At 69.8% G+C, this 20,559-nt stretch carries 18 protein-coding genes; 3 read left to right on the plus strand and 15 right to left on the minus strand.

Translation table 11 applies throughout. From position 1 onward, the window contains the following. Positions 1-371: 371 nt before the first annotated feature. From trmD to rpsP, 4 genes are all read right to left on the minus strand, one after another. Positions 372-1,076, minus strand: a complete 705-nt coding sequence (gene trmD / locus ACFV2O_RS09720; RefSeq protein WP_379251476.1) for a tRNA (guanosine(37)-N1)-methyltransferase TrmD — start codon at positions 1,074-1,076, stop codon at positions 372-374. 73 nt (positions 1,077-1,149) lie between these two features. Further along, complete coding sequence (gene rimM, locus ACFV2O_RS09725) at positions 1,150-1,674, minus strand: ribosome maturation factor RimM (protein WP_379251477.1); 525 nt, start codon at positions 1,672-1,674, stop codon at positions 1,150-1,152. Continuing rightward, positions 1,675-1,917: an RNA-binding protein gene (locus ACFV2O_RS09730; RefSeq protein WP_011210690.1), complete on the minus strand. Its 243-nt coding sequence runs from the start codon at positions 1,915-1,917 to the stop codon at positions 1,675-1,677. It abuts the gene before it with no gap. 94 nt (positions 1,918-2,011) lie between these two features. Next, on the minus strand, positions 2,012-2,443 hold the full coding sequence (gene rpsP, locus ACFV2O_RS09735; protein ID WP_379251478.1) for a 30S ribosomal protein S16: 432 nt from the start codon (positions 2,441-2,443) through the stop codon (positions 2,012-2,014). A gap of 222 nt (positions 2,444-2,665) precedes the next feature. On the opposite strand from rpsP, the gene ACFV2O_RS09740 reads away from it, so the two are divergent. Further along, complete coding sequence (locus ACFV2O_RS09740; RefSeq protein WP_379251479.1) at positions 2,666-2,821, plus strand: hypothetical protein; 156 nt, start codon at positions 2,666-2,668, stop codon at positions 2,819-2,821. Positions 2,822-2,841: 20 nt separating this feature from the next. Here the strand turns inward: ACFV2O_RS09740 and ACFV2O_RS09745 are convergent, their stop codons facing one another. From ACFV2O_RS09745 to ftsY, 9 genes are all read right to left on the minus strand, one after another. Continuing rightward, positions 2,842-3,579 carry a class I SAM-dependent methyltransferase gene (locus ACFV2O_RS09745; RefSeq protein ID WP_379251480.1) on the minus strand — a complete coding sequence of 246 codons (738 nt, stop codon included), beginning with the start codon at positions 3,577-3,579 and terminating at the stop codon, positions 2,842-2,844. A 49-nt stretch (positions 3,580-3,628) separates the two neighbouring features. Continuing rightward, positions 3,629-4,612: an LLM class F420-dependent oxidoreductase gene (locus tag ACFV2O_RS09750; RefSeq protein WP_379251481.1), complete on the minus strand. Its 984-nt coding sequence runs from the start codon at positions 4,610-4,612 to the stop codon at positions 3,629-3,631. A gap of 54 nt (positions 4,613-4,666) precedes the next feature. Continuing rightward, positions 4,667-5,761 carry an amidohydrolase family protein gene (locus ACFV2O_RS09755; protein WP_379251482.1) on the minus strand — a complete coding sequence of 365 codons (1,095 nt, stop codon included), beginning with the start codon at positions 5,759-5,761 and terminating at the stop codon, positions 4,667-4,669. Between the two features lie 166 nt (positions 5,762-5,927). Beyond that, the gene (gene ffh, locus ACFV2O_RS09760; RefSeq protein WP_379251483.1) at positions 5,928-7,490 is read right to left on the minus strand and encodes a signal recognition particle protein; all 1,563 of its coding nucleotides are present in this window, start codon (positions 7,488-7,490) and stop codon (positions 5,928-5,930) included. Positions 7,491-7,594: 104 nt separating this feature from the next. Then, positions 7,595-7,909, minus strand: a complete 315-nt coding sequence (locus ACFV2O_RS09765; protein ID WP_355069876.1) for a hypothetical protein — start codon at positions 7,907-7,909, stop codon at positions 7,595-7,597. A gap of 121 nt (positions 7,910-8,030) precedes the next feature. Then, positions 8,031-10,445: a [protein-PII] uridylyltransferase gene (locus ACFV2O_RS09770; RefSeq protein WP_379251575.1), complete on the minus strand. Its 2,415-nt coding sequence runs from the start codon at positions 10,443-10,445 to the stop codon at positions 8,031-8,033. A 102-nt stretch (positions 10,446-10,547) separates the two neighbouring features. Continuing rightward, positions 10,548-10,886, minus strand: coding sequence for a P-II family nitrogen regulator (locus ACFV2O_RS09775; RefSeq protein WP_330249397.1), 339 nt, complete (start codon positions 10,884-10,886; stop codon positions 10,548-10,550). Positions 10,887-10,891: 5 nt separating this feature from the next. Continuing rightward, complete coding sequence (locus tag ACFV2O_RS09780; protein ID WP_379251484.1) at positions 10,892-12,271, minus strand: ammonium transporter; 1,380 nt, start codon at positions 12,269-12,271, stop codon at positions 10,892-10,894. A gap of 353 nt (positions 12,272-12,624) precedes the next feature. Continuing rightward, positions 12,625-14,118: a signal recognition particle-docking protein FtsY gene (gene ftsY / locus ACFV2O_RS09785; RefSeq protein ID WP_379251485.1), complete on the minus strand. Its 1,494-nt coding sequence runs from the start codon at positions 14,116-14,118 to the stop codon at positions 12,625-12,627. Between the two features lie 193 nt (positions 14,119-14,311). On the opposite strand from ftsY, the gene ACFV2O_RS09790 reads away from it, so the two are divergent. Then, positions 14,312-14,701, plus strand: a complete 390-nt coding sequence (locus tag ACFV2O_RS09790) for a DUF2237 family protein (RefSeq protein ID WP_019048221.1) — start codon at positions 14,312-14,314, stop codon at positions 14,699-14,701. A gap of 121 nt (positions 14,702-14,822) precedes the next feature. On the opposite strand, the gene ACFV2O_RS09795 is transcribed toward ACFV2O_RS09790, so the two are convergent. After that, a complete protein-coding gene (locus ACFV2O_RS09795) occupies positions 14,823-15,596 on the minus strand; it encodes a TetR/AcrR family transcriptional regulator (protein WP_379251486.1) in 774 nt (257 codons plus the stop codon). Between the two features lie 106 nt (positions 15,597-15,702). On the opposite strand from ACFV2O_RS09795, the gene ACFV2O_RS09800 reads away from it, so the two are divergent. Continuing rightward, positions 15,703-16,620 (plus strand): NmrA family NAD(P)-binding protein, encoded by a 918-nt coding sequence (locus ACFV2O_RS09800; RefSeq protein WP_379251487.1) that lies wholly within the window; start codon positions 15,703-15,705, stop codon positions 16,618-16,620. A gap of 93 nt (positions 16,621-16,713) precedes the next feature. Here ACFV2O_RS09800 and smc read toward each other — a convergent pair whose 3' ends face one another. After that, positions 16,714-20,334 carry a chromosome segregation protein SMC gene (smc, locus tag ACFV2O_RS09805; RefSeq protein ID WP_379251488.1) on the minus strand — a complete coding sequence of 1,207 codons (3,621 nt, stop codon included), beginning with the start codon at positions 20,332-20,334 and terminating at the stop codon, positions 16,714-16,716. Positions 20,335-20,559: the final 225 nt, after the last annotated feature.

Below are 20,559 nucleotides of genomic sequence, written 5' to 3' on the forward strand. Positions count from 1 at the left end.
GCACGGCCTGCGACGCCCGGCTGCTCGAGAATTCTGATTCAGGTGGATGAGGAGGTCGTCGACCAGGTCGGTGGGGTCGGCGTTGCCTTTTCCATCGGCCGCGAGGTGACCCGCCGCGGCGAGGTCGGCGGCACCGTGCGCGACCTCGCGAAGGGTCACCGCCTCGACGCCGCCCGCGTCGAGCAGCCGGATCGCGGAATCGAGCAGCGCGGAGTGGGTGTCTGGCATTCACTCGGCGTAGTGCGCGGCGCACACGCTCCCACGCAGCTGTCCCGCGCGGCGCACCCTCTGGCAAGAAGCAGACTGATCCCCGGCCGTCCGGACCGCGCGGCCGAGCTCCGCACACTTGGGGCGCTTGCGCGGGCGTGGGATTATCGCTCGGGTCCGGCCGTGTCGTGGTCCGCGAGCAGGTCCGGACGACGCTCGCGGGTCCGCGCGAGTGATTGCTCGCGCCGCCAGGCCGCCACCTTCGCGTGGTCGCCGGACAGCAGGACCGGCGGGACGTCCAACCCGCGCCAGGAGACCGGACGGGTGTAGCTGGGACCTTCGAGCAACCCGTCGGAGAACGAATCCTCTTGATGTGATTGCTGATTGCCGAGGACACCGGGCAGCAGCCGGACCACGGCCTCGGTCATCACCAGCACGGCCGCCTCGCCGCCGATCAATACATAGTCGCCGATGCTGACCTCTTGCACCCGGACGCGGCGGGCGGCGTCGTCGAAGACGCGCTGGTCGATGCCCTCATAGCGCCCGCAGGCGAAGACGAGATGCCGCTCGGCGGCCCAGGTGTGTGCCATGGCCTGCGTGAACGGCACCCCCGCGGGCGTGGGGACCACGAGCAGCGCGTCATCGGGACACACCTCGTCGAGCGCGTCGCCCCACACGGTCGGTTTCATGACCATGCCCGGCCCACCCCCGTAGGGGGAGTCGTCGACGGATTTGTGCACGTCATGCGTCCAACGGCGCAGGTCGTGCACCGTAAGCGAGATCAGTCCCTTGTCGATCGCCTTACCCAGCAGCGCCGTGCGCAACGGCTCCAGGTATTCGGGGAAGATCGTGACGACGTCGAGTTTCATGACTGTCTCCTAGCGCCGCCGGGCCGCAGGTCGTCGGCCGGGGCGAGCGACGCGCGGTCGGACGCCCACCGTGTCATTCCGGGTCGAGCAAACCTTCGGGCGGATCGATCACGATCACGCCCTCGGCGAGGGACACCGTGGGCACGATGGCGGTGACGAACGGGATCAGGATCTCCCGCCCGTCGTCCGCGGCCCGCACCTCCAGCAACTCACCCGCCGCGGAATGCAGCACTTCGCGCACGGAGCCGACCACGGTGCCGTCGGTGAGCCGTACCTCCAGCCCCTCCAGTTCGTGGTCGTAGAACTCGTCCGGATCCTCCGAAGGCGGAAGGTCGGCACTGTCGACCACGAACAGCATGCCGCGCAGCGCGTCGGCAGCGGTGCGGTCGGTCACACCGGACAGGAACACCAGAAGCCGGCCCGAGTGCTCCCGGGCCGACTCCACGGTGAACTCGCGAACCTCCGCCGCTCGCCGCAGCCGACCGCGCAACCTGACGCCCGGCGCGAAACGCGCCTCCGGCTCGTCGGTACGCACCTCGACGACGAGTTCGCCGCGCACGCCGTGCGACTTGGCGACCCGCCCGACGACGAGTTCCATCTACTGGTCGGTGTCGACCACGTCGACCCGGATGCCCCGGCCGCCGATACCGGCGACGAGGGTGCGCAGCGCGGTCGCGGTACGTCCGCCGCGACCGATCACTTTGCCCAGGTCATCGGGGTGAACGTGCACCTCGACGGTGCGTCCCCTGCGGCCGGTGATCAGCTCGACGCGGACGTCATCGGGATTGGCGACGATACCGCGCACCAGGTGCTCGACGGCATCGGCGACGACGGCGCTCACTGCTCCATCACCTCACGACGCAACTCACCCGTCGTCGGGGCCGGTCTGCGCACGGCTCGCGACGGATATCGGATGGACGGGTATCGCCCGCTCATTACTCGCCGGCCTCGGCAGCCTCGGCGCCCTCCTCGGCGTCCTTCTTGCCCTTCTTCTTGGGGGTGACCGCCTCGGCGACCGGCTCGTTGTCGGCGGCGGCCAGTGCGGCGTTGAACAGGTCCAGCTTCGACGGCTTGGCCGGCTTGACCTTCAGGGTGCCCTCGGCGCCCTCGATGCCCTTGAACTTCTGCCAGTCGCCGGTGATCTTCAGCAGCTGGAGGACCGGCTCGGTCGGCTGCGCGCCGACACCCAGCCAGTACTGCGCGCGCTCGGAGTCGATCTCGATCAGCGAGGGCTCTTCCTTGGGGTGGTACTTGCCGATGGACTCGATGGCCCGGCCGTCACGGCGGGTGCGGGCGTCCGCGACGACGACGCGGTACTGCGGGTTGCGGATCTTGCCCAGGCGGGTGAGCTTGATGCGAACAGCCACTGCTGATCTGCCTTTCGTTGGTTGGTCACGACGCAATTCGGCGACCCGCATGGTCTGCGAGCCCGGTTTTGCGCTTTCGAGTGTGTGACCGCCGCGCGGTACGGAACCGGAGACGGGCTGACACTTGTCCGGAAGGACGGTGGTCCATTGTGCCAGACCGGACGATCCCGCCAGAAATCGCGTGCGTGTTCACACAACGATGCCCACCCGCCATAACCAGGCATGCGACTGTTCCGACGCCACCGCACACGACCCGCCCGCATCACCCGCGACATCGCGAGCGAACTCGGCGAGGAGGCTGCCGTCGAGTACGTCGTACCCGGCGTGTTCCGGGTGCTGCGACTCGTTGCCGCGGGCGTCGCCCGCGCCATGGAGTGAGGCTCGGCGTCTCGATGCGGCTAGCCCGGGGCGGTGGCGGTGAGCGCACGGGTGGGGACCCAGGGGCCGCCCCACCACATCTGCCACCCCACGGGGCGCAGGGTGAGGGCGGTCGCGCCGTTCGCCGCCAGGACGGCGCGGTACGCCCGGGTGTCGCCGATATCGACGATGACCAGTTTGCCGCCGGGACGCAGCACTCGGCACGCCTCCCGGAGCGCCGCCGCCCGGCCCTCGGCGGTCTTGATGTCGTGAATCGCCAAGCTGGAGACGACGACGTCGAACACGCCGTCCGGGAACGGCATGCGGGTCATGTCGCCGGTGCGCAACTCGATCCGGTCGGCGACGTTCTCCGCGAGCGCGTTCCGCTCCGCGGTGGCCGGGGTGTTCTCGCAGTGGTCCGCGGAGCACCACAGGTCCAGGCCCACCGCACACCCGGCGGGCAAGCGGCGCGCGGCGGCCAGCAGCACCGCGCCGCGCCCGCACCCCATGTCGAGCAATCGTTCGTCGCCACGCAGTTCGAGGTCGTCGAGCAGGCGCGCCCAGACCCGGAACTTGCCCCGGCGGGTCGCGTGCAGGAACAGCCCGAACTGCGTGGCCAGCACGACGCCGATCAGCAGGAGCAGCAGGCTCGGGCGCAGTTGCTGGAACAGCGCCACCACCAGCGCGGCGGCAAGATACCCGACCGCGAGAACTCCCAGCAACAACAGCACCGACGGCGCGTCAATACCGTACGACGCGCGCCACGGAGGGGCTATCATTGCCCGATCATAACCAGCGCCAACGGTATTCACGCCGGGTTCGCGCTCGTCAGCGCACCAACGGAGCGAAGGTACGCCCGGCGAGTTCGACCGCACCCGGCTCGTGCCCGTTGAACACCATATTGATGATGAGACCGTCTACGCCGTGGTCGAGAACGCGGGTCCGCAGCTGTTCGGCAACCTCGTCCGGTGTGCCGACGAACTGGCGGTCGGCCGGGCTCTGCGCGAGCTCGGCGTCCGACAGGGCCGACAGGTCGATACCCATGCGGCTCAAGTAATCCCGCTGCTGCTTGCGCACGAGGTCACCGTCTTCGTCCATCATGACGAAGCACAGGTAGCTGGTCTCCAGGGTCCGCGGGTCCCGGCCGACCTCCGCGCAGCGCGCCCGCAGCGCCTCGATCTTGCGCGGCAGCTCGGACGCGTTGCAGATGATGTTGAGGTGGTCGGCGAAGCGAGCGGCCAGGCCGAAGGTCTTCTTCTCACCGCTGCCGCCGAGCAGGATCGGCAGATCGTCGCGTACGCGCGGCTCGTTCATCGCGTCCTCGACCCGGTACCACTTGCCCTGGAAGGTGGGCCGCTCGCCGCGCAGCATCGGCTGGATGATGTGCAGCGCCTCGTCGAGCCGCTCGAAGCGGTCGGTGAAGGTGCCGAATTCGTAGCCCAGGGAGCGGTGCTCGAGTTCGAACCAGCCCGCGCCGATGCCGAGCACCGCGCGGCCACCGCTGACCACGTCCAGCGTGGTGACCGTCTTGGCGAGCATCGCCGGGTTGCGGTAGGTGTTGCCGGTGACCAACGCCGACAACTGGATTCGCTCCGTCGCCGTGGCCAGGCCGCCGAGCGCGGTGTAGGCCTCGAGCATCGGCTCGTCGGGCGTGCCGATGCCGGGCAACTGATAGAAGTGGTCCATGACGAAGGCCGTGTCGAAACCGGCGGCTTCGGCCTCTCGGGCCTGTGCGATCACCGTGGGGAACAGCTCGCGCACCGACTTGCCGTAGCTGAAGTTGGGCATCTGATATCCGAGGCGAATTGTCACGAAATCCGACCTTACGCCCCTTTCGGATACGCGCGGGTGAGCCACGGTGCCGAGTTATCTATGGCCGGTGACCGGACCGTGCCCGCCGTACACGCGCCCGCGCAGCACGACGGCGTACGGCGTGGTGAGCGTCTCGGGGTTGCTACGCGGATCCTCCTCGTAGACAACGAAATCCGCGGGAGCACCGTCCTCGATGCCGGGTCGCCCGAGCCACTCGCGCGCCTGCCAGGAGGCCGCGCCGAGCGCGTCGTGCCGGGACAGTCCCGCGGCGCCGAGCGCGGCGATCTCGTCGGCGATGCGCCCGTGGCGGATGGAACCGCCCGCGTCCGTGCCCGCGAAGATCGGCACGCCCGCCTCGTGCGCGGCGGCGACCGTGCCGCGCACCCGCCGGTGCAGATCGCGCATGTGCGCGGCGTAGACAGGGAATTTGCCCGCGCTGTCGGCGATACCGGGGAAGGTGTCGATATTGATCAGGGTGGGAACCAAGGCGGTGCCGTGCTCGACCATCATCTCGATGGTCTCGTCGGTCAGGCCGGTGCCGTGCTCCAGGCAGTCGATACCGGCGTCGATCAGGCCGGGTAGCGCGTCTTCGCCGAAGACGTGTGCGGTGACCCGCGCACCGTTGGCGTGCGCTGCGGCGATGGCCTCCTTCAGGATCGCGTCGCTCCACAACGGCCGCAGGTCGCCCACCGAGCGGTCGATCCAGTCGCCGACGATCTTCACCCAGCCGTCGCCGAGGCGGGCCTGCTCGGCGACGATCTCCGGCAGGTCGCGTTCGTCGTCGAGCTCGATGCCCAGTTCGCGGATGTAGCGCTTCGGACGGGCGATGTGGCGCCCCGCGCGGATGATCCGCGGCAGGTCCTCGCGGTCGTCGACGAACCGGGTGTCGATGGGCGAGCCCGCGTCGCGCAGCAGCAGGGCACCGGCGTCGCGCTCGGTCTCGGCCTGTGCGACGGCGCCTGCGTGGTCCTCGTGGCCCCCGCCGTACCGGATCCCGACGTGGCAGTGGGCGTCGACCAGTCCCGGCACGATCCAGCCCGAGCCGCAGAGCGTTTCGGCTCCGGGCACGGGCTCGAACGACACCAGGCCGTCGCGTACCCAGAGGTCGCGCACCTCGCCTTCGGGAAGAACCACACCGCGCAGATGCACCGCAACCTCCTGGAACTCGTCGGCGGCCGCCAACCTGGTGTCCGACTCCCGAATCGGACATTTCGCGCGAAGCACGGCCACGCGGCAGCGACGCCGCGCACACGGCGACCGACCGGCGAGGCACACAGGCACGCCGCCCACGAACAGCGTGGGCGGCGTAAGTGGCCTACTTCTTCGGGAACTTCAGTTTGCTGAGATCGAAGCCCTCCAGGCCGGGCGGCAACTGGTCCAGACCGGCAGGCATGTTGGACAGGTCGGGCATCCCCGCGGGCAGGCCGGGCATGCCGCCCATCCCGGGGAAACCACCGCGCACCTTCGGCGGCGTCGGGCCGCGACCACCCTTCTTGCCCTTCTTGCCCTTCTTCGCGTTGCCGCGACGGGCGCCGGGCAACCCCATCTGGCGGCCCATCATCGTCATCATCTTCTTGGCCTCGAAGAAGCGGTCGACGAGCTGGTTGACCTCGGAGACCTGGACACCGGAACCGTTGGCGATGCGCAGGCGGCGCGAGGCGTTGATGATCTTCGGGTTCGCCCGTTCGGCCGGGGTCATACCGCGGATGATCGCCTGCACCCGGTCCAGCTGCTTGTCGTCGACCTGGGCGAGCATGTCCTTCATCTGGCCCGCGCCCGGCAGCATGCCGAGCAGGTTCCCGATCGGGCCCATTTTGCGGATGGCCAGCATCTGGTCGAGGAAGTCCTCGAGGGTGAGCTCGCCGCTGCCGATCTTGCGGGCGGCCTCCTCGGCCTGCTTGGCGTCGTAGACCTGCTCGGCCTGCTCGATCAGGGTGAGCACGTCGCCCATGCCGAGGATGCGGCTGGCCATGCGATCCGGGTGGAAGACGTCGAAGTCCTCGAGCTTCTCACCGGTCGAGGCGAACAGGATCGGCACGCCGGTGACCTCACGGACACTCAGCGCCGCACCACCGCGGGCGTCGCCGTCGAGCTTGGTGAGCACCACGCCGGTGAAGCCGACGCCGTCACGGAACGCCTCGGCGGTGTTGACCGCGTCCTGGCCGATCATGGCGTCCAGCACGAACAGGGTCTCGTCCGGTTGCACGGCGTCGCGGATGCCCGCGGCCTGGCGCATGAGCTCTTCATCGATGCCGAGACGGCCCGCGGTGTCGACGATGACGACGTCGTACTGCTTCTGCCGCGCCTCTTCGACACCCCCGCGCGCCACGTTCACCGGATCGGCGGCGGAGATGCCGAGCGGGTTCTCACCGCCACCGATCGAGGTGCCGGGGTGCGGCGCGTAGACGGGCACGCCCGCGCGCTCGCCGACGACTTGCAGCTGGGTGACGGCGCCGGGGCGCTGCAGGTCGCACGCCACCAGCAACGGTTGATGGCCCTGCCCCTTCAGCAGTTTGGCCAGCTTGCCCGCGAGCGTGGTCTTACCGGAACCCTGCAGACCGGCCAGCATGACGACCGTCGGCGGGTTCTTGGCCAGGTTCAGCCGCCTGGTCTCGCCGCCGAGGATCCCGACGAGTTCCTCGTTGACGATCTTCACGACCTGCTGGGCCGGGTTCAGCGCCGCGGAGACCTCCGCGCCCTTGGCGCGCTCTTTGATCCGCCCGATGAACCCGCGGACCACGGGCAGCGCGACGTCGGCCTCCAACAAGGCCAGGCGGATCTCGCGGCAGGTGGCGTCGATGTCGGCCGGTGACAGACGCCCCTTACCGCGCAGATCCTTGAGGGCACCGGTAAGCCGGTCGGACAGGGATTCGAACACCGATCGCGCTCCTGATCTCGGGGGACGTCACATTCTCTCCCAGGGTAATGGGATCGCCCGCGTGTTCGCGCAGGCGGTGCGTCCTTCCCGGCGCGGCGGGCTCGCTAGTCGAGCACGCGACGGCGCGGCCTGGCCGTTTTGCGGTAGTCGTGGTTCTCCTCGGCCACCATGAAGACCGCCTCGTTGGCGGTCAGGCCCAGCTCGAGGGCCAGGCCGTCGAGAACGGCCCACTCGGCCCTGCTCGGGATGGGCGAGGTGGCGACCGTGGAGGCGATCGTCATCGCGGTAACCGCCTGTCGCCCGGTCAGCGTGCGACCAGGAAGCCAGGAGACCACCCACCGGTCGCCGCCGACGCAGCGCGCCATGTGCGCGGTCTCGTCACTCGTCATCGTGGATGCCGAAACGACTTCAATTGCCATCGACCTGCTCCCCTCGTGCTCGCGATAGCTGGACGCTCTAGATCGTAGGGTCAGCTCGCGAGACGAGAGTTGGGATGCAGCAAATATTGCGCAACAGATTTATCACCGGATAAAAGTGCCGCTAATCACTATTTTCCGAGTCCCGAGCACCGTCAGCAGGCGGTTTCGGCGCGGTTCTGGGAACCACCGCGATAAGCGCTTTCTCGATCGTTTCGCGGCGCGCGGGGCTGTCCTCGGCGCCCAGCTCGAGGCAGAAGCTGTCGACCACCGCGGACCCCATCGTGACCACCTTGGCCCAACGGACGTCGGCTCCGCAGCCGGCCAGCTCCGCGGCCAGGCGGCTGAGCAGGCCGACCCGGTCCTCGGCGCGCAATTCCAGGATCACCTGCCCCGGTACCGAGGTGTCCGACCAGATCACCCGGGGTTGGGCCTGCGCGTACCGGCTCCGGCCGATCGTGCCCGCCTCGCGCTCGCGTTTGGCCAGCGCCGCCGCCACATCCAGGTCGCCGGCCGTGGCCCGGATCAATTCCTGGCGCAACAGCCCCGGGTCCGGCGGATCGCCGAACTTGGGCGCGACGACGAAGGTGTCCACCGCGGAGGCGCCTTCGACGCCGAGCGCGGCCGACAGCACGCGCAGCGAATGCAGCGCGAGCACGCCCGCGGCGTCGGACAGCAGCCCGGAACTGTCGGGCGCGATGACGGTGACCACATACGTGTGCTTGCTCTCACCGGGCTGCAGATCGACGTGCACACCGCCCGCCCTGGCCTTCTCGACCAGTTCCGGTGCGATCGGTTCCGGTGTCGGCAGCTGGTCGCCCGCCATGACCAACCGGCAGCGCCGGACCAGTTCGCCGATCAGCGACGCCTTCCAGTCGCCCCACACGCCGGGACCGGTGGCCTGCGAATCCGCCTCGGCCAGGGTGTGCAGCAGCTCCAGCAGTTGCGGATCGCCGTCGAGCGCCTCGACGACGTACCGCACCGTCTCCGGATCGGACAGATCGCGCCGGGTCGCGGTTTCCGGCAGCAGCAGGTGATGGCGCACGACCGCGCTGAGCGTGCGCACGTCCGACGGCCACAGTCCGAGGCGGCGGCCGATGTGGGTGGCCAGTTCCGCGCCGACCACGCTGTGATCGCCCGCGCGACCCTTGCCGATGTCGTGCAGCAGCGCACCGAGGGCGAGCAGGTCGGGGCGGGCGACCCGGGTGCTCAGCCCGCCCGCGTAGGCGACCGTCTCCATGAGATGCCGGTCGACGGTCCAGATGTGCTGGACATCGCGCGGCGGCAGGTCGCGCACGGCGCCCCATTCCGGCAGCAGCCTGCCCCACAATCCCGTCCGATCCAGCGCCTCGATCGCGTCGATCGTGCCGCGGCCCGCGCCCAACAGGACCAGCAAGTCGTTGAGGGCGTCCTTGGGCCACGGCTCGCGTAGCTCGGGAGCGTCCTCGGAGAGCCGGTTGAGGGTGGTGGCCGACATCGGCAGGCCGGTCTGCGCCGACGCCGCCGCGACGCGCAGGATCAGCCCGGGGTCGCGCTGCGGGCGGGCGTCTCTGGCCAGCACGACCTCACCCGCGTGCTCGACCACGCCTTCGTCCAGCGGTCTGCGCACCGGCATCCGGCGCAGGCGCGCCAATCCCCGGCGGGGCAGCGCGTTGGCCGCGGTGCGCAGCCCGACGTCCACGGAGTAGCTGACCGTCCGGGCCGAATCGCTCAGTGTGCGGGCCAGATCGAACCGATCGCCGATGCGCAGGGCAGCGCCGATCTCGTCGGCGTCCTGTGCGCGCAGCTGGTCGCGGGCTCGTCCCGCCACACGGTGCAGTTCGGTGCGCACGTCCAACAGCCGACGGTGCGCCTGCTTCAATCCGCCGCCAGGCACGTCCGGTCCCAATCCGGGCATGGCGTCGGTGAGTTGGGCGATGGCCAGCGCGTCCAGCAGCTGGATGTCACGCAGGCCGCCGCGCCCGTTCTTCAGGTCGGGCTCGGCGCGGTGCGCGATCTCGCCGTTGCGCTCCCATCTGGCCTTGGCCTGGGCGATGAGCTCCTCGAAGCGGGAGCGGATGCCGGTGCGCCACTCCCGGCGCACCCCGCCGATCAGCAGATTGCTCAGTTCCTGGTCGCCGACGATGTGCCTGGCCTCGAGCATGCCGAGCGCGGCGATGAGATCGTCCGCGGCCACCCGAAGCGCCTGCGGAACGGTACGCACGCTGTGGTCGAGTTTGATGTGCGCGTCCCACAGCGGATACCAGAGCTGGTCGGCGACCTCGGCCACCCGCGCCGGGTCGACGTCGTCGTGCAGCAGCACCAGGTCCAGATCGGAGTACGGCAGCATCTCCCCGCGCCCGAGGCCGCCGACGGCCACCACGGCCAGACCGCTGTCGGGGGCGATGCCCAGTTCGGCGCCCTTGCTGGTGAGCCAGAGTTCGTAGAGGTCGACCAGCGCCTGGCGCAGCGACTGGGCGTCCAGCCGGGGATTGCGCGGCTGGCCGCCGTCGAGCAGTTGGGTTCGCGCGCGGACCAGGTCGGCCGCCCCGTTGGACACCTTGCCGTTGCCTTGTTCGGTGACCTTCGGATCACCGTCGTGCTCGTACTGATTAGCCACAACCCACCGCCCATTTGATGCGCGCCGCTCGACTCGTTTCCGCTACAGCGCGTCGGTGCCGCGTTCGCCGGTCCGCACCCGGATGATCGCCTCCACCGGCGTGATCCAGACCTTGCCGTCGCCGATCTTGCCGGTGCGGGAGGCCTCCACGATCACCTCCACGACCTTGTCGACGGAGGCATCGTCCACGACGACCTCGACGCGAACCTTCGGCACGAAGTCGACGGAATACTCCGCGCCGCGGTACACCTCGGTGTGGCCCTTCTGCCGGCCGTACCCTTGGACCTCGCTGACGGTCATGCCCAACACACCCGCCTGCTCGAGACCCGACTTGACGTCTTCGAGCGTGAACGGTTTGACGATTGCGGTGATCAGTTTCATGTTCGTCATGCCTCCTTGACGGCCGAACGTGCCGTGCTACCCAGAGCGGCGAAGTCGTAGGCGGTTTCCGCGTGCTCGGACTCGTCCAAGCCGACCGACTCTGCTTCCTCGCTCACGCGCAGCCCAATGGTGAACTTCACGATATAGGCAATGATCAGGGTCGCGATGAAGGAGAAGGCAAGTACCACACCGGCGCCCACCGCCTGCCGCCACAGCTGATCGAAACCGCCGCCATAGAACAGACCGGTCTTGGCCGCACCCGCCTCGGGCGCCGCGACGAAACCGACCATCAGGGTGCCGACGATACCGCCGACCAGGTGCACGCCGACCACGTCGAGCGAGTCGTCGAAACCGAACTTGAACTTCAGGCCGACCGCGAGGGCGCACAGCGCGCCGGCGACGACGCCGATGGCGAGCGCGCCGAGCACGTTCACCGAGGAACACGACGGCGTGATGGCGACCAGACCCGCCACGATGCCCGAGGCCGCGCCCAGCGAGGTGGGCTTGCCGTCGCGGATCTTCTCCACCAACAGCCAGGCCAGCATCCCGGCGCAGGTCGCGATGGTGGTGGTGATGAAGGTCGAACCGGCGAGGCCGCCGGAGGTCACCGCGGATCCGGCGTTGAAGCCGAACCAGCCGAACCACAGCAGACCGGCGCCGAGCATGACGAACGGCAGATTGTGCGGGCGGAACGGGGTGGTCGGCCAACCCTTGCGCTTGCCGAGCACCAGCACCAGGGCCAGACCGGCCGCACCGGCGTTGATGTGCACCGCCGTGCCACCGGCGAAGTCCACCGCGAGCAGCTTGTTGGCGATCCAGCCGCCCTCGTGCACGACGTTGCCGTCGGCGTCCTTGACGTCGAAGTCGAACACCCAGTGCGCGACCGGGAAGTAGACCACCGTGGACCAGATGCCCGCGAACACCAGCCACGCGCCGAACTTCAAGCGGTCGGCGACCGCACCCGAGATGAGGGCAACCGTGATGATGGCGAACATCAGCTGGAAGGCGACGAAGACGGTCGCCGGAATCGTGCCCGCGAGCGGGATGTTCACCGCGTCGGTGGTGACCGCGCCCGCCGCGTCCTTGACCTCGGCGACGGAGTTGCCGCCGATCAGCCCCTTCAGGCCGAAGAACTGCGTCGGGTCACCGATCACGCCGAACGTGTTGTCGCCGAAGGCCGTCGAGTATCCGTACAGCGACCACAGAACGCCGACCAGGCCCATGGCGCTGATGCTCATCATGATCATGTTGAGCACGTTCTTCGACCGGACCATGCCGCCGTAGAAGAAAGCCAGGCCCGGCGTCATCAGCAACACGAGCGCCGAACTCGCCAGCATCCAAGCGGTGTCACCGGTATCCGGTGCACCGGTAAGTGGAAAAGCCACCTTAATGTCCTCCTCATCTCGGGCCCAGCCGCTTCCGGCAAATGGACCTGAACAGAAGGGTCCTAACTTGGTGTTTCATCCGTAGAGCTGCCGTGTTTCACCTACGTGAACGGATGGAGCAGCTGTGTTGCCACTAGGTTTCGTCCCGCGCACCAGCGGTTTTCCGGCGCTGTGAGCACGGTGTTCGGGAAATCGGGCATTCGTTACCGCGCACGAGGAGTCGGCAAACTTCCGGGGTGTGACCGCCCTCGCACCGAGGGCGGCGGCGATCGAACGAGCACCCTCGGCGCACCTCGTGGATGGAACGCCGCGGGCGGCAACCTCTTTCGACCGGTCTCGGCGAGTGGAACGGCTCAGCCCAGCAGCGCGTCCACGAACGCGGCGGGCTCGAACGGAGCCAGGTCGTCAGCCCCCTCACCGAGCCCGACCAGCTTCACCGGCACGCCCAATTCGTGCTGGACCTGGAAGACGATGCCGCCCTTCGCCGTCCCGTCGAGCTTGGTCAGCACGACGCCTGTGATATCGACCACTTCGGCGAACACCCTGGCCTGGGTCAGTCCGTTCTGCCCGACGGTCGCGTCCAGCACGAGCAGGACCTCGTCGACGGCTGCCTTCTTCTCCACGACGCGCTTGACCTTACCCAGCTCGTCCATCAGACCCGTCTTGGTGTGCAGCCGACCGGCCGTGTCGATCAGCACCACGTCGACGCCGTGCTCGACGCCCGCGGCCACCGCGTCGAACGCGACCGCGGCCGGGTCGGCGCCCTCGCGGCCGCGGACGGTGTCGGCGCCGACCCGCTCGCCCCAGGTCTGCAACTGGTCGGCGGCCGCGGCGCGGAAGGTGTCGGCCGCGCCGAGCAGCACCCGGCGGCCGTCGGCCACGAGCACGCGCGCGAGCTTGCCGGTGGTGGTGGTCTTGCCGGTGCCGTTCACGCCGACCACGAGCAGGATCGACGGGTGATCGGGATGCGGCAGCGCGCGCACCGAGCGGTCCAGCTCCGGTCGCAACTGCTCGATCAGCACGTCGCGCAGCACGGCACGCGCCTGGTCGGTGGTCCGCACGCTGCGTGCCGCCATCTCCGAGCGCAGCCGGGAGACGACAGCGGTGGTGCTCGCGGTGCCGAGGTCGGCCAGCACGAGGGTGTCCTCCACCTCTTCCCACGAGTCGTCGTCCAGGTCACCGCCACCGAGCAGGCCGAGCAGGCTCTTGCCGACCGCGTTCTGCGAGCGCGACAGTCGTCCGCGCAGCCGGACCAGGCGGCCGGCGGTGGGCTCGATCTCCTCCAGCGCGACGGGTGCTTCCGCCCCCGCGGGCGTGTCGGGCGCGACGATCTCGGTGGCGGGTTCGGTCTCCGGCTCCGCGGTGTCGGTGGGCGGCTCGGCGGTCGCGTCCTCGGCCGTGGCCGGGCTCTCCTGGGTTTCCAGCTGGTCGGGCGCCTGAGCTGTCGTCTCGGCCGCCGGAGTGCCCGCCTCGCGCTCGGTGGCCGGCTCCACGACGTCCGGCGCGACGGACACGTCGGTGACGTCCGCGTCCGGCAACGGAACGTTGGTGATGCCGCGTTTGGGCGCGTCGCGTGGAATCGCGGCGTCGTCGCCGACGTGCGGCTGTCCTTCGGTGTCGGTGCGCTCGACCGGTTGCGGTTCGGTCGCCGCGCCGCCCCGGCTGAAGGTGAATCCACCGGACGCGGCATAACCACCGGACCGGTCGGTCACCTCTTTCTCCTGCGTGGGCGGAGTCAGCGACACGCGGCCACGCTTGTACCGGACGAAACCGGCGACGAGCACGACGAGCAGCAGTGCGGCGACCGCGGCGATCAGGATCCAGACTTCAGGACTCACGCGGACCATCCTTGCAGACCGACCGTCACGGGATCGGCCCCGAGCCGCACCCGGCGCGCGCGTCGCGCGCCGGGGCCGGGGGCGCGAACTCGGCGAACATCGCAGGTGCCGGGCCGAGGGCAGGTGCGAGCGGGCACCGACACAGCCCTCCAGATTTCTTGTCCTGCGGAACTTCTCGCGAAGGGACAATAGGATCGGCGACGTGACCGATCGAAACGTGCTTGGGGGGCCGCTGGAAGAGTGCGGCACCGATCCTCTCACCGGCTTCTACCGGGACGGCTGCTGCAGTACCGGGCCGGAGGATCTGGGCAGCCACACCGTGTGCACCGTCGTCACGGCAGAATTCCTGGAGCATCAAGCTTCCATCGGAAACGATTTGAGCACGCCGCGCCCGGAGAACAATTTTCCCGGTTTGCAGCCGGGTGACCGATGGTGCGTGGTCGCCGTGCGATGGCTGCACGCGCACGAGGACGGCGTCGCCGCGCCCGTGGTGCTGGCCGCCACGCACGAGAACGCCCTGGAAGTGATCTCGATGGACATCCTGCGCAAGTACGCCGTCGACGTGCCCGACGACGTCAGCGACCTGCTCTGAGCCACCGGTAACACCTACGGCGGTGCGCAGCGCGGACCACCGGCTCACCCGAATAGCGGGCCGGTGTCCGATCGGTTCGTGGCGCAGCAGAGAACCGATTGGCACAAATGCGCCATTCGGCTCAGCGCGCCGCCGCGATGCGCCGGCGATGAGCTTTCTGACGACATGCCGCCGAGCAATATCTCGCCCGTCGGCCCGTCCCAGCGCGGGACAACGCCGCGTGACACACCGGGCAGCTGTCGGCTCCACTTTCGTTACGATCGACAGTTTCGTTACGGACTTCGGCCACCGCATCCCGTTTCGTCACCATCAGCCCTACCGGCTCCGCACGCAGCGCGTCCAGCACGATGGCGGCGCTACGGTCCATGCCGCCCCGCGCCTTCCGGAGCCGTTGGATCGCAACGCATCCGGTGAAGATCGCCAGCACGTCGTCGAGTTCGATGTCGGCCCGGACCGCCCCGTCGCGCTTGGCCGCCACGAGCAGGGCGGCCAACGCGTCGCGGAAACGTGCCCCCGCGCTGCGCAAAAGCGCACGAGGCCAGCCGTCGTCGGACTGAACGATGTCGCATAACGCCTGGTTGTCCGGCGTTGTGGTGATCACCGCGGTGCAGAAGTCGAAGAAGGCGGCGCCCGGATCCGGCGCGGCGAGATGGTCTGCGGCCATCTTCGCCAACCGGTCGACGCGCTGCTGCATAACCGCTTCCAACAGTGCGGCTTTCGTGGGGAAGTGCCGGTAGACGGTGCCCGCGCCGACACCCGCCCTGCGGGCGACCTCGACGAGCGACACGGAGGCGCCCTGCTCCGCGAAGGCGCGTTGCGCGGCAGCCAGCACGAGGGCGCGATTGCGGCGGGCATCGGCTCGCGACGTCGCGCCCTGGGCGAGCGATGCGGTCATTTCGTTACGGCCTTCCGTTGAGCAGCCTGGTCAATCGGGTCGAGGCACCCGTATCGTTCGAATCCGGGTCAACCAACCCGATTCTACCGAGCAGAGAAGGCGGAGCATGTCCCCTCAGCACAACCTCATCCTGGTCACCGGCGCCACCGGCAAGCAAGGCGGCGTGACCGCCAGGCGACTGCTGGCCGACGGCAGGGCGGTGCGCGCGCTGGTCCGCGACGCGCAGTCACCCGCCGCGCGGGAGTTGGCCGCGGCGGGCGCGGAACTCGCCGTCGGCGACTTCGACGCCCCCGAGACCTTGTCCGCGGCGCTGGCCGGCGTCAGCGGACTGTTCCTGGTCCCGCCCGCCGCGTACGGCCCCAAAGGCTGGGATGTCGAATTGGAAGCCGCGCGCGGAGAAGCCGTCGTGGACGCCGCGCGTGCGGCCGGTGTGTGGCAGATCGTGTTCACCGGCATCGCGTCGATGGGCGACGACGTCTCGTGGGGCGCCAGGGGCAAGAAGCGCATCGAAGACGCCGTCATCGCCAGCGGCGTGCGGTACACCCTGCTGCGCCCGGTGCGCTTCATGGAGAACTACCTGCTGCGCACGTCCCCCGTCGACGGCATCTTCGACGGCGTGCACCGGCACCTGTTCCCGGCCGAAGGTCCGATGAAGGTCATCGCCGTCGCGGACATCGGCGATATCGCCGGTCTCGCGTTCGCCGACCCGGATCGCTTCCACGGCCGCGTCCTCGAACTCGCGGGCGACGTGCTCGTCCCGCCCGCGGCCGCCGCGGCGATCAGCGCCGCCACCGGGCATCAGGTGCGCTACCACGAAGTCACCGAAGCCGAGTCGGACGCGCTCGGCGAGGAGATCGGCAATACGTGGCGCCTCATGCGCCACACCGGCGGCTGGCGCGCCGACGTCGACGAGATCCGCGAGATCCACCCCGGGCTGCGCACGTTCGACACTTGGCTCGCCGAGACCGGAGCGGCGCAGATCAAAGCGCTGCTCGACCACGAAAACGCGCGCGTCGCAGGGTGATTCGAGGCGACTATTCGCCCTGTTCGACGGGATGATCGTCCGGCGAGGCGTACCTGGCCTTCCCGCACGCCGCGGGTGACCGCGCGGCGCGGCTCAGCCCGCCGCGCCGACCGGGGCCAGGTTCTCCCCGCGCAGCCGCTGGGAGATCACCTGGGTGATGCCGTCGCCGCGCATGCTGACACCGTAGAGCGCGTCGGCGATCTCCATCGTCGGCTTCTGGTGGGTGATGACGATCAGCTGGCTCTTCTCCCGCAACTGCTCGAACAGGCCGATCAGGCGGCGCAAGTTGGTGTCGTCGAGCGCGGCCTCGACCTCGTCCATCACGTAGAACGGCGAGGGCCGGGCGCGGAAGATGGCCACCAGTAACGCGACCGCGGTCAGCGACTTCTCCCCACCGGACAGCAGCGACAGCCGCTTGACCTTCTTGCCCGGCGGACGCGCCTCCACCTCGATGCCGGTGGTGAGCATGTCCGAGGGGTCGGTGAGCAGCAGCCTGCCCTCGCCACCGGGGAACAGTTTCGCGAACACCTCGACGAACTCGCGTTCCACGTCGGCGTATGCCTCGGTGAACACCTGGAGGATGCGGGCATCGACCTCGGCGACCACGTCGAGCAGATCCTTGCGCGCGCTCTTGACGTCCTCGAGTTGCGTGGCCAGGAAGTTGTACCGCTCCTCCAGCGCCGCGAATTCCTCCAGCGCCAGGGGATTCACCTTGCCCAGGGTGGCGAGATCCTTCTCCGCACGCTTGGCGCGACGTTCCTGGGTCTGCCGGTCGTAAGGCATCGGCGCGGGTTCGCTGACTTGCTCGCCGCGCTCCTTGGCCTGTTCGTATTCCTGCAGCTCCAGCGCCGAGGGCGGCAGCGGCACGTCCGGACCGTACTCGGCGATCAGGTCGTCCAGCGCGATGCCGAACTGCTCGGCGATGGTCGCCTCCAGTTGCTCGATGCGCAGCGCCGCCTGAGCCTTCGCCACCTCGTCCCGATGCACCGCGTCGGTGAGCTGGGAAAGCTGCGCGGTGAGCGCACGCACCCGCTCCTTGACCTGTTCCACCTGCGCGGCACACTCGGAGCGCTTGCGCACCAGTTCGTCCCGGCGCGCGCCCGCCTCGGCGACCACGCGCTCGAGTTCGCCCGCGATCTTCGCGCCGGATTCGGCGACGGCGGCGGCCACCTCCGCCGCCTTCTTGCGCGCGGCCTGGGCGCGCTCGGCCCTGGCCCGGGTCTCCCGCTCGGCGCGCGCGGCCCGGCGCAGCGAGTCCGCCTTGCCGCGTACCGATTCCGCTCGTTCCTCGGCCGTGCGCACGGCGAGCCTGGCCTCGACCTCCATCGCCCGCGCCTCGGCCAGCGCGGCCGCCGCCTCCTCCCGCGCCCGGCCCGCGGACTCGGTGCCCGCCGCGCCCGCACCGTCGGCATCGACCTCGGCCTGCTCGAGTTCCGCGTGGCGCAGGCGGTCTTCCAGTTCGGCGAGCGAGGCGAGTGCCTCTTCCCGGCTCGTCTCCGCGTCGTCGCGCTGGCCGACCAGCCGTTCGCTGTCCGCGTGTGCGGTGCGGGCGGTCTGGCCGAGCCTGCCCAGCCGCTCGTAGATCGCCACCAGCGCCTGGTCGGATTCGTGCAGGGCGAGCAGCGCGTGGTCGACGGCGTCCTTGCGATCGGCTTGCTCTTCGAGCGCGCCGGACAGCGCGGCCTCGAGTTCCTCGGCGCGCCGCTGCGCCGCGACCAGTTCGGTCCGGGCGGCGTCGATGTCGGCCTGGATCTCCAGCTGGCTGGGCGCGCGATCGGAACCGCCCAGCAGCCAGCCGTTTCCGGCGAGATCGCCGTCGCGGGTGACCACGCGCAGCTCGGGCCGCACCGCGACCAGCGCGCGGGCGGCGGGCAGATCGTCGGCCACGGCGATCCCCGCGGTGAGCGCCGCGATCGCGCCGCGCACCGTGTCGGGGCACTCCACCACGTGGACCAGCCAGCGGGCGCCGTCGGGCAACGCGCCCGGCTGCGGCCGATCGGTGCGCTCGGCGCCGAAGACGACGGCGGCGCGGCCACCGTCGGCGTCCTTGAGCGCCTGGATCGCGGCGTGCGCGGACTCGCCGGTGTCGGCGGCGACGGCGTCGGCCAGCGGGCCGAGCGCGGCGGCGACCGCGGCCTCGAAGCCGCCGTGCACACGCAGCAGCGCCGAGAGCGGGCCGAGCAGACCTTGTTCGCGGTGCTCCACCAGCCAGGCGACGCCGTCCCGGCGCGCCAGGTTCATGCCGAGCGCCTCGATCCGCGCGCCGAGCGATGCGACTCGCTTGCTCGCGTCGCGGTCCTGTTCACGCAGTTCGGTGACCCGCTGATCGGCCAGTTCCAGCGCCTGTACCGCGTGCTCGTGCTGGGCGTCCAGACCGGCCTCGCCCGCGTCGAGTTCGGCGAGTTCGGCTTGCACCGTGTCGAATTCGGCTTGGGCGGCCTCGCCGCGGTGACGGGCGTCGGCGATGGCGACCGACAGTCGCGCGATCTCCGCGTCCACCGACTGCGCCCTGGCCCGCAGGGTGTCCACCTTGCCGGACAACCGGGCCACGCCCTCGCGCCGGTCGGCGATCGCCCGCACGGCGGCCAGGTGTGCCTGCTCGGCGGCCTTGGCGGCGTATTCGCGTTCGGCCAGCTGGTCTCGGGCCGCCTCCAAGGTCTCCGCGGCGATCTCCACCGCTTCGCGCAGTTCGGCCTCCTCGGCTTCGACCCGGTCGGCCTCGGCCTCGAGCTGCTCGGGGTCGCGGCCGGCGCTGACCGGAGCGGCGGTGTCCAGGTGCCGCGCCCGGTCGCCGGCGATGCGAATGGTCGCGTTGACCCGTTCGGCGAGCGCGGAGAGCTGGAACCACAGCTGTGCGGCGGCCTCGGCGCTCGGCGTCAGCCGGGACAGCTGGAATTCCTGCTGCGCCAGCGCCGCGTTGGCGGCGTCCAGCTCGGAGTGCACGGTGATCTGCTGCTCGCGCGCGTACGCTTCCTTGCTCTGCTGGCTCGCCAGCTCTTCGCGCCGGGTGACCAGATCGTCGGCGGCCAGCCGCAGCCGGGCATCGCGCAGGTCCGCCTGCACGGTCTGCGCCCTGCGCGCCACCTCGGCCTGCCTGCCCAGCGGTTTGAGCTGGCGGCGCAGTTCGGTGGTGAGGTCGGTCAGCCGGGCCAGGTTGGCCTGCATAGCTTCGAGCTTGCGTACCGCTTTTTCCTTGCGTTTGCGGTGCTTGAGCACACCGGCGGCCTCCTCGACGAACGCGCGGCGGTCCTCCGGGCGCGACTCCAGGATGGCCGACAGCTGACCCTGCCCCACGATGACGTGCATCTCGCGGCCGATACCGGAGTCGCTGAGCAGTTCCTGCACGTCCATCAGGCGGCAGGAGTTGCCGTTGATCTCGTATTCGCCCGCGCCGTCGCGGAACATGCGCCGGGTGATGGACACCTCGGCGTAGTCGATCGGCAGCGCGCCGTCGGAATTGTCGATGGTCAGCGTGACCTCGGCGCGGCCGAGGGGGGCGCGGCCCGCCGTGCCCGCGAAGATCACGTCCTGCATCTTGCCGCCGCGCAGCGCCTTCGCGCCCTGCTCGCCCATCACCCAGGTGAGCGCGTCGACGACGTTCGATTTGCCCGATCCGTTGGGACCGACCACACACGTGATGCCCGGTTCCAAGCGCAGGGTCGTCGCGGACGCGAAGGATTTGAAGCCCTTCAACGTCAGGCTCTTCAGGTGCAAGTTCGACGACCTTTCCGTGTTCTGCCCGGTCGGCGTTTCGCGTCGCGGCAGCGCATCCGGCGACCTGTCATGGTATCCGTCGCGTACCGGGAGCCTCCGGGGCCCGACGGCGTGCGCGGCCGAGTGGTGGTTCGGCGATATCCGTAGGTTATCGACTCGCCGCCGGTTCGCGCGCATTTCGATGTGCTCGAGGTTTGCCCACATGGGCGGCGGCACTGTCGGTCG

Source organism: Nocardia sp. NPDC059691 (assembly GCF_042733915.1).
In the GTDB taxonomy this organism is placed as follows: Bacteria; Actinomycetota; Actinomycetes; order Mycobacteriales; family Mycobacteriaceae; genus Nocardia; species Nocardia sichangensis.

What these genes read in the sequence shown, in the direction of transcription:
- ACFV2O_RS09800 (WP_379251487.1), top strand. Translation starts at nt 15,703, where the DNA reads ATGTCCCCTCAGCACAACCTCATCCTGGTCACCGGCGCCACCGGCAAG.
- ACFV2O_RS09775 (WP_330249397.1), bottom strand. Translation starts at nt 10,886, where the DNA reads ATGAAACTGATCACCGCAATCGTCAAACCGTTCACGCTCGAAGACGTC.
- ACFV2O_RS09765 (WP_355069876.1), bottom strand. Translation starts at nt 7,909, where the DNA reads ATGGCAATTGAAGTCGTTTCGGCATCCACGATGACGAGTGACGAGACC.
- ftsY (WP_379251485.1), bottom strand. Translation starts at nt 14,118, where the DNA reads ATGGTCCGCGTGAGTCCTGAAGTCTGGATCCTGATCGCCGCGGTCGCC.
- ACFV2O_RS09740 (WP_379251479.1), top strand. Translation starts at nt 2,666, where the DNA reads ATGCGACTGTTCCGACGCCACCGCACACGACCCGCCCGCATCACCCGC.
- ACFV2O_RS09795 (WP_379251486.1), bottom strand. Translation starts at nt 15,596, where the DNA reads ATGACCGCATCGCTCGCCCAGGGCGCGACGTCGCGAGCCGATGCCCGC.
- trmD (WP_379251476.1), bottom strand. Translation starts at nt 1,076, where the DNA reads ATGAAACTCGACGTCGTCACGATCTTCCCCGAATACCTGGAGCCGTTG.
- ACFV2O_RS09745 (WP_379251480.1), bottom strand. Translation starts at nt 3,579, where the DNA reads ATGATAGCCCCTCCGTGGCGCGCGTCGTACGGTATTGACGCGCCGTCG.
- rimM (WP_379251477.1), bottom strand. Translation starts at nt 1,674, where the DNA reads ATGGAACTCGTCGTCGGGCGGGTCGCCAAGTCGCACGGCGTGCGCGGC.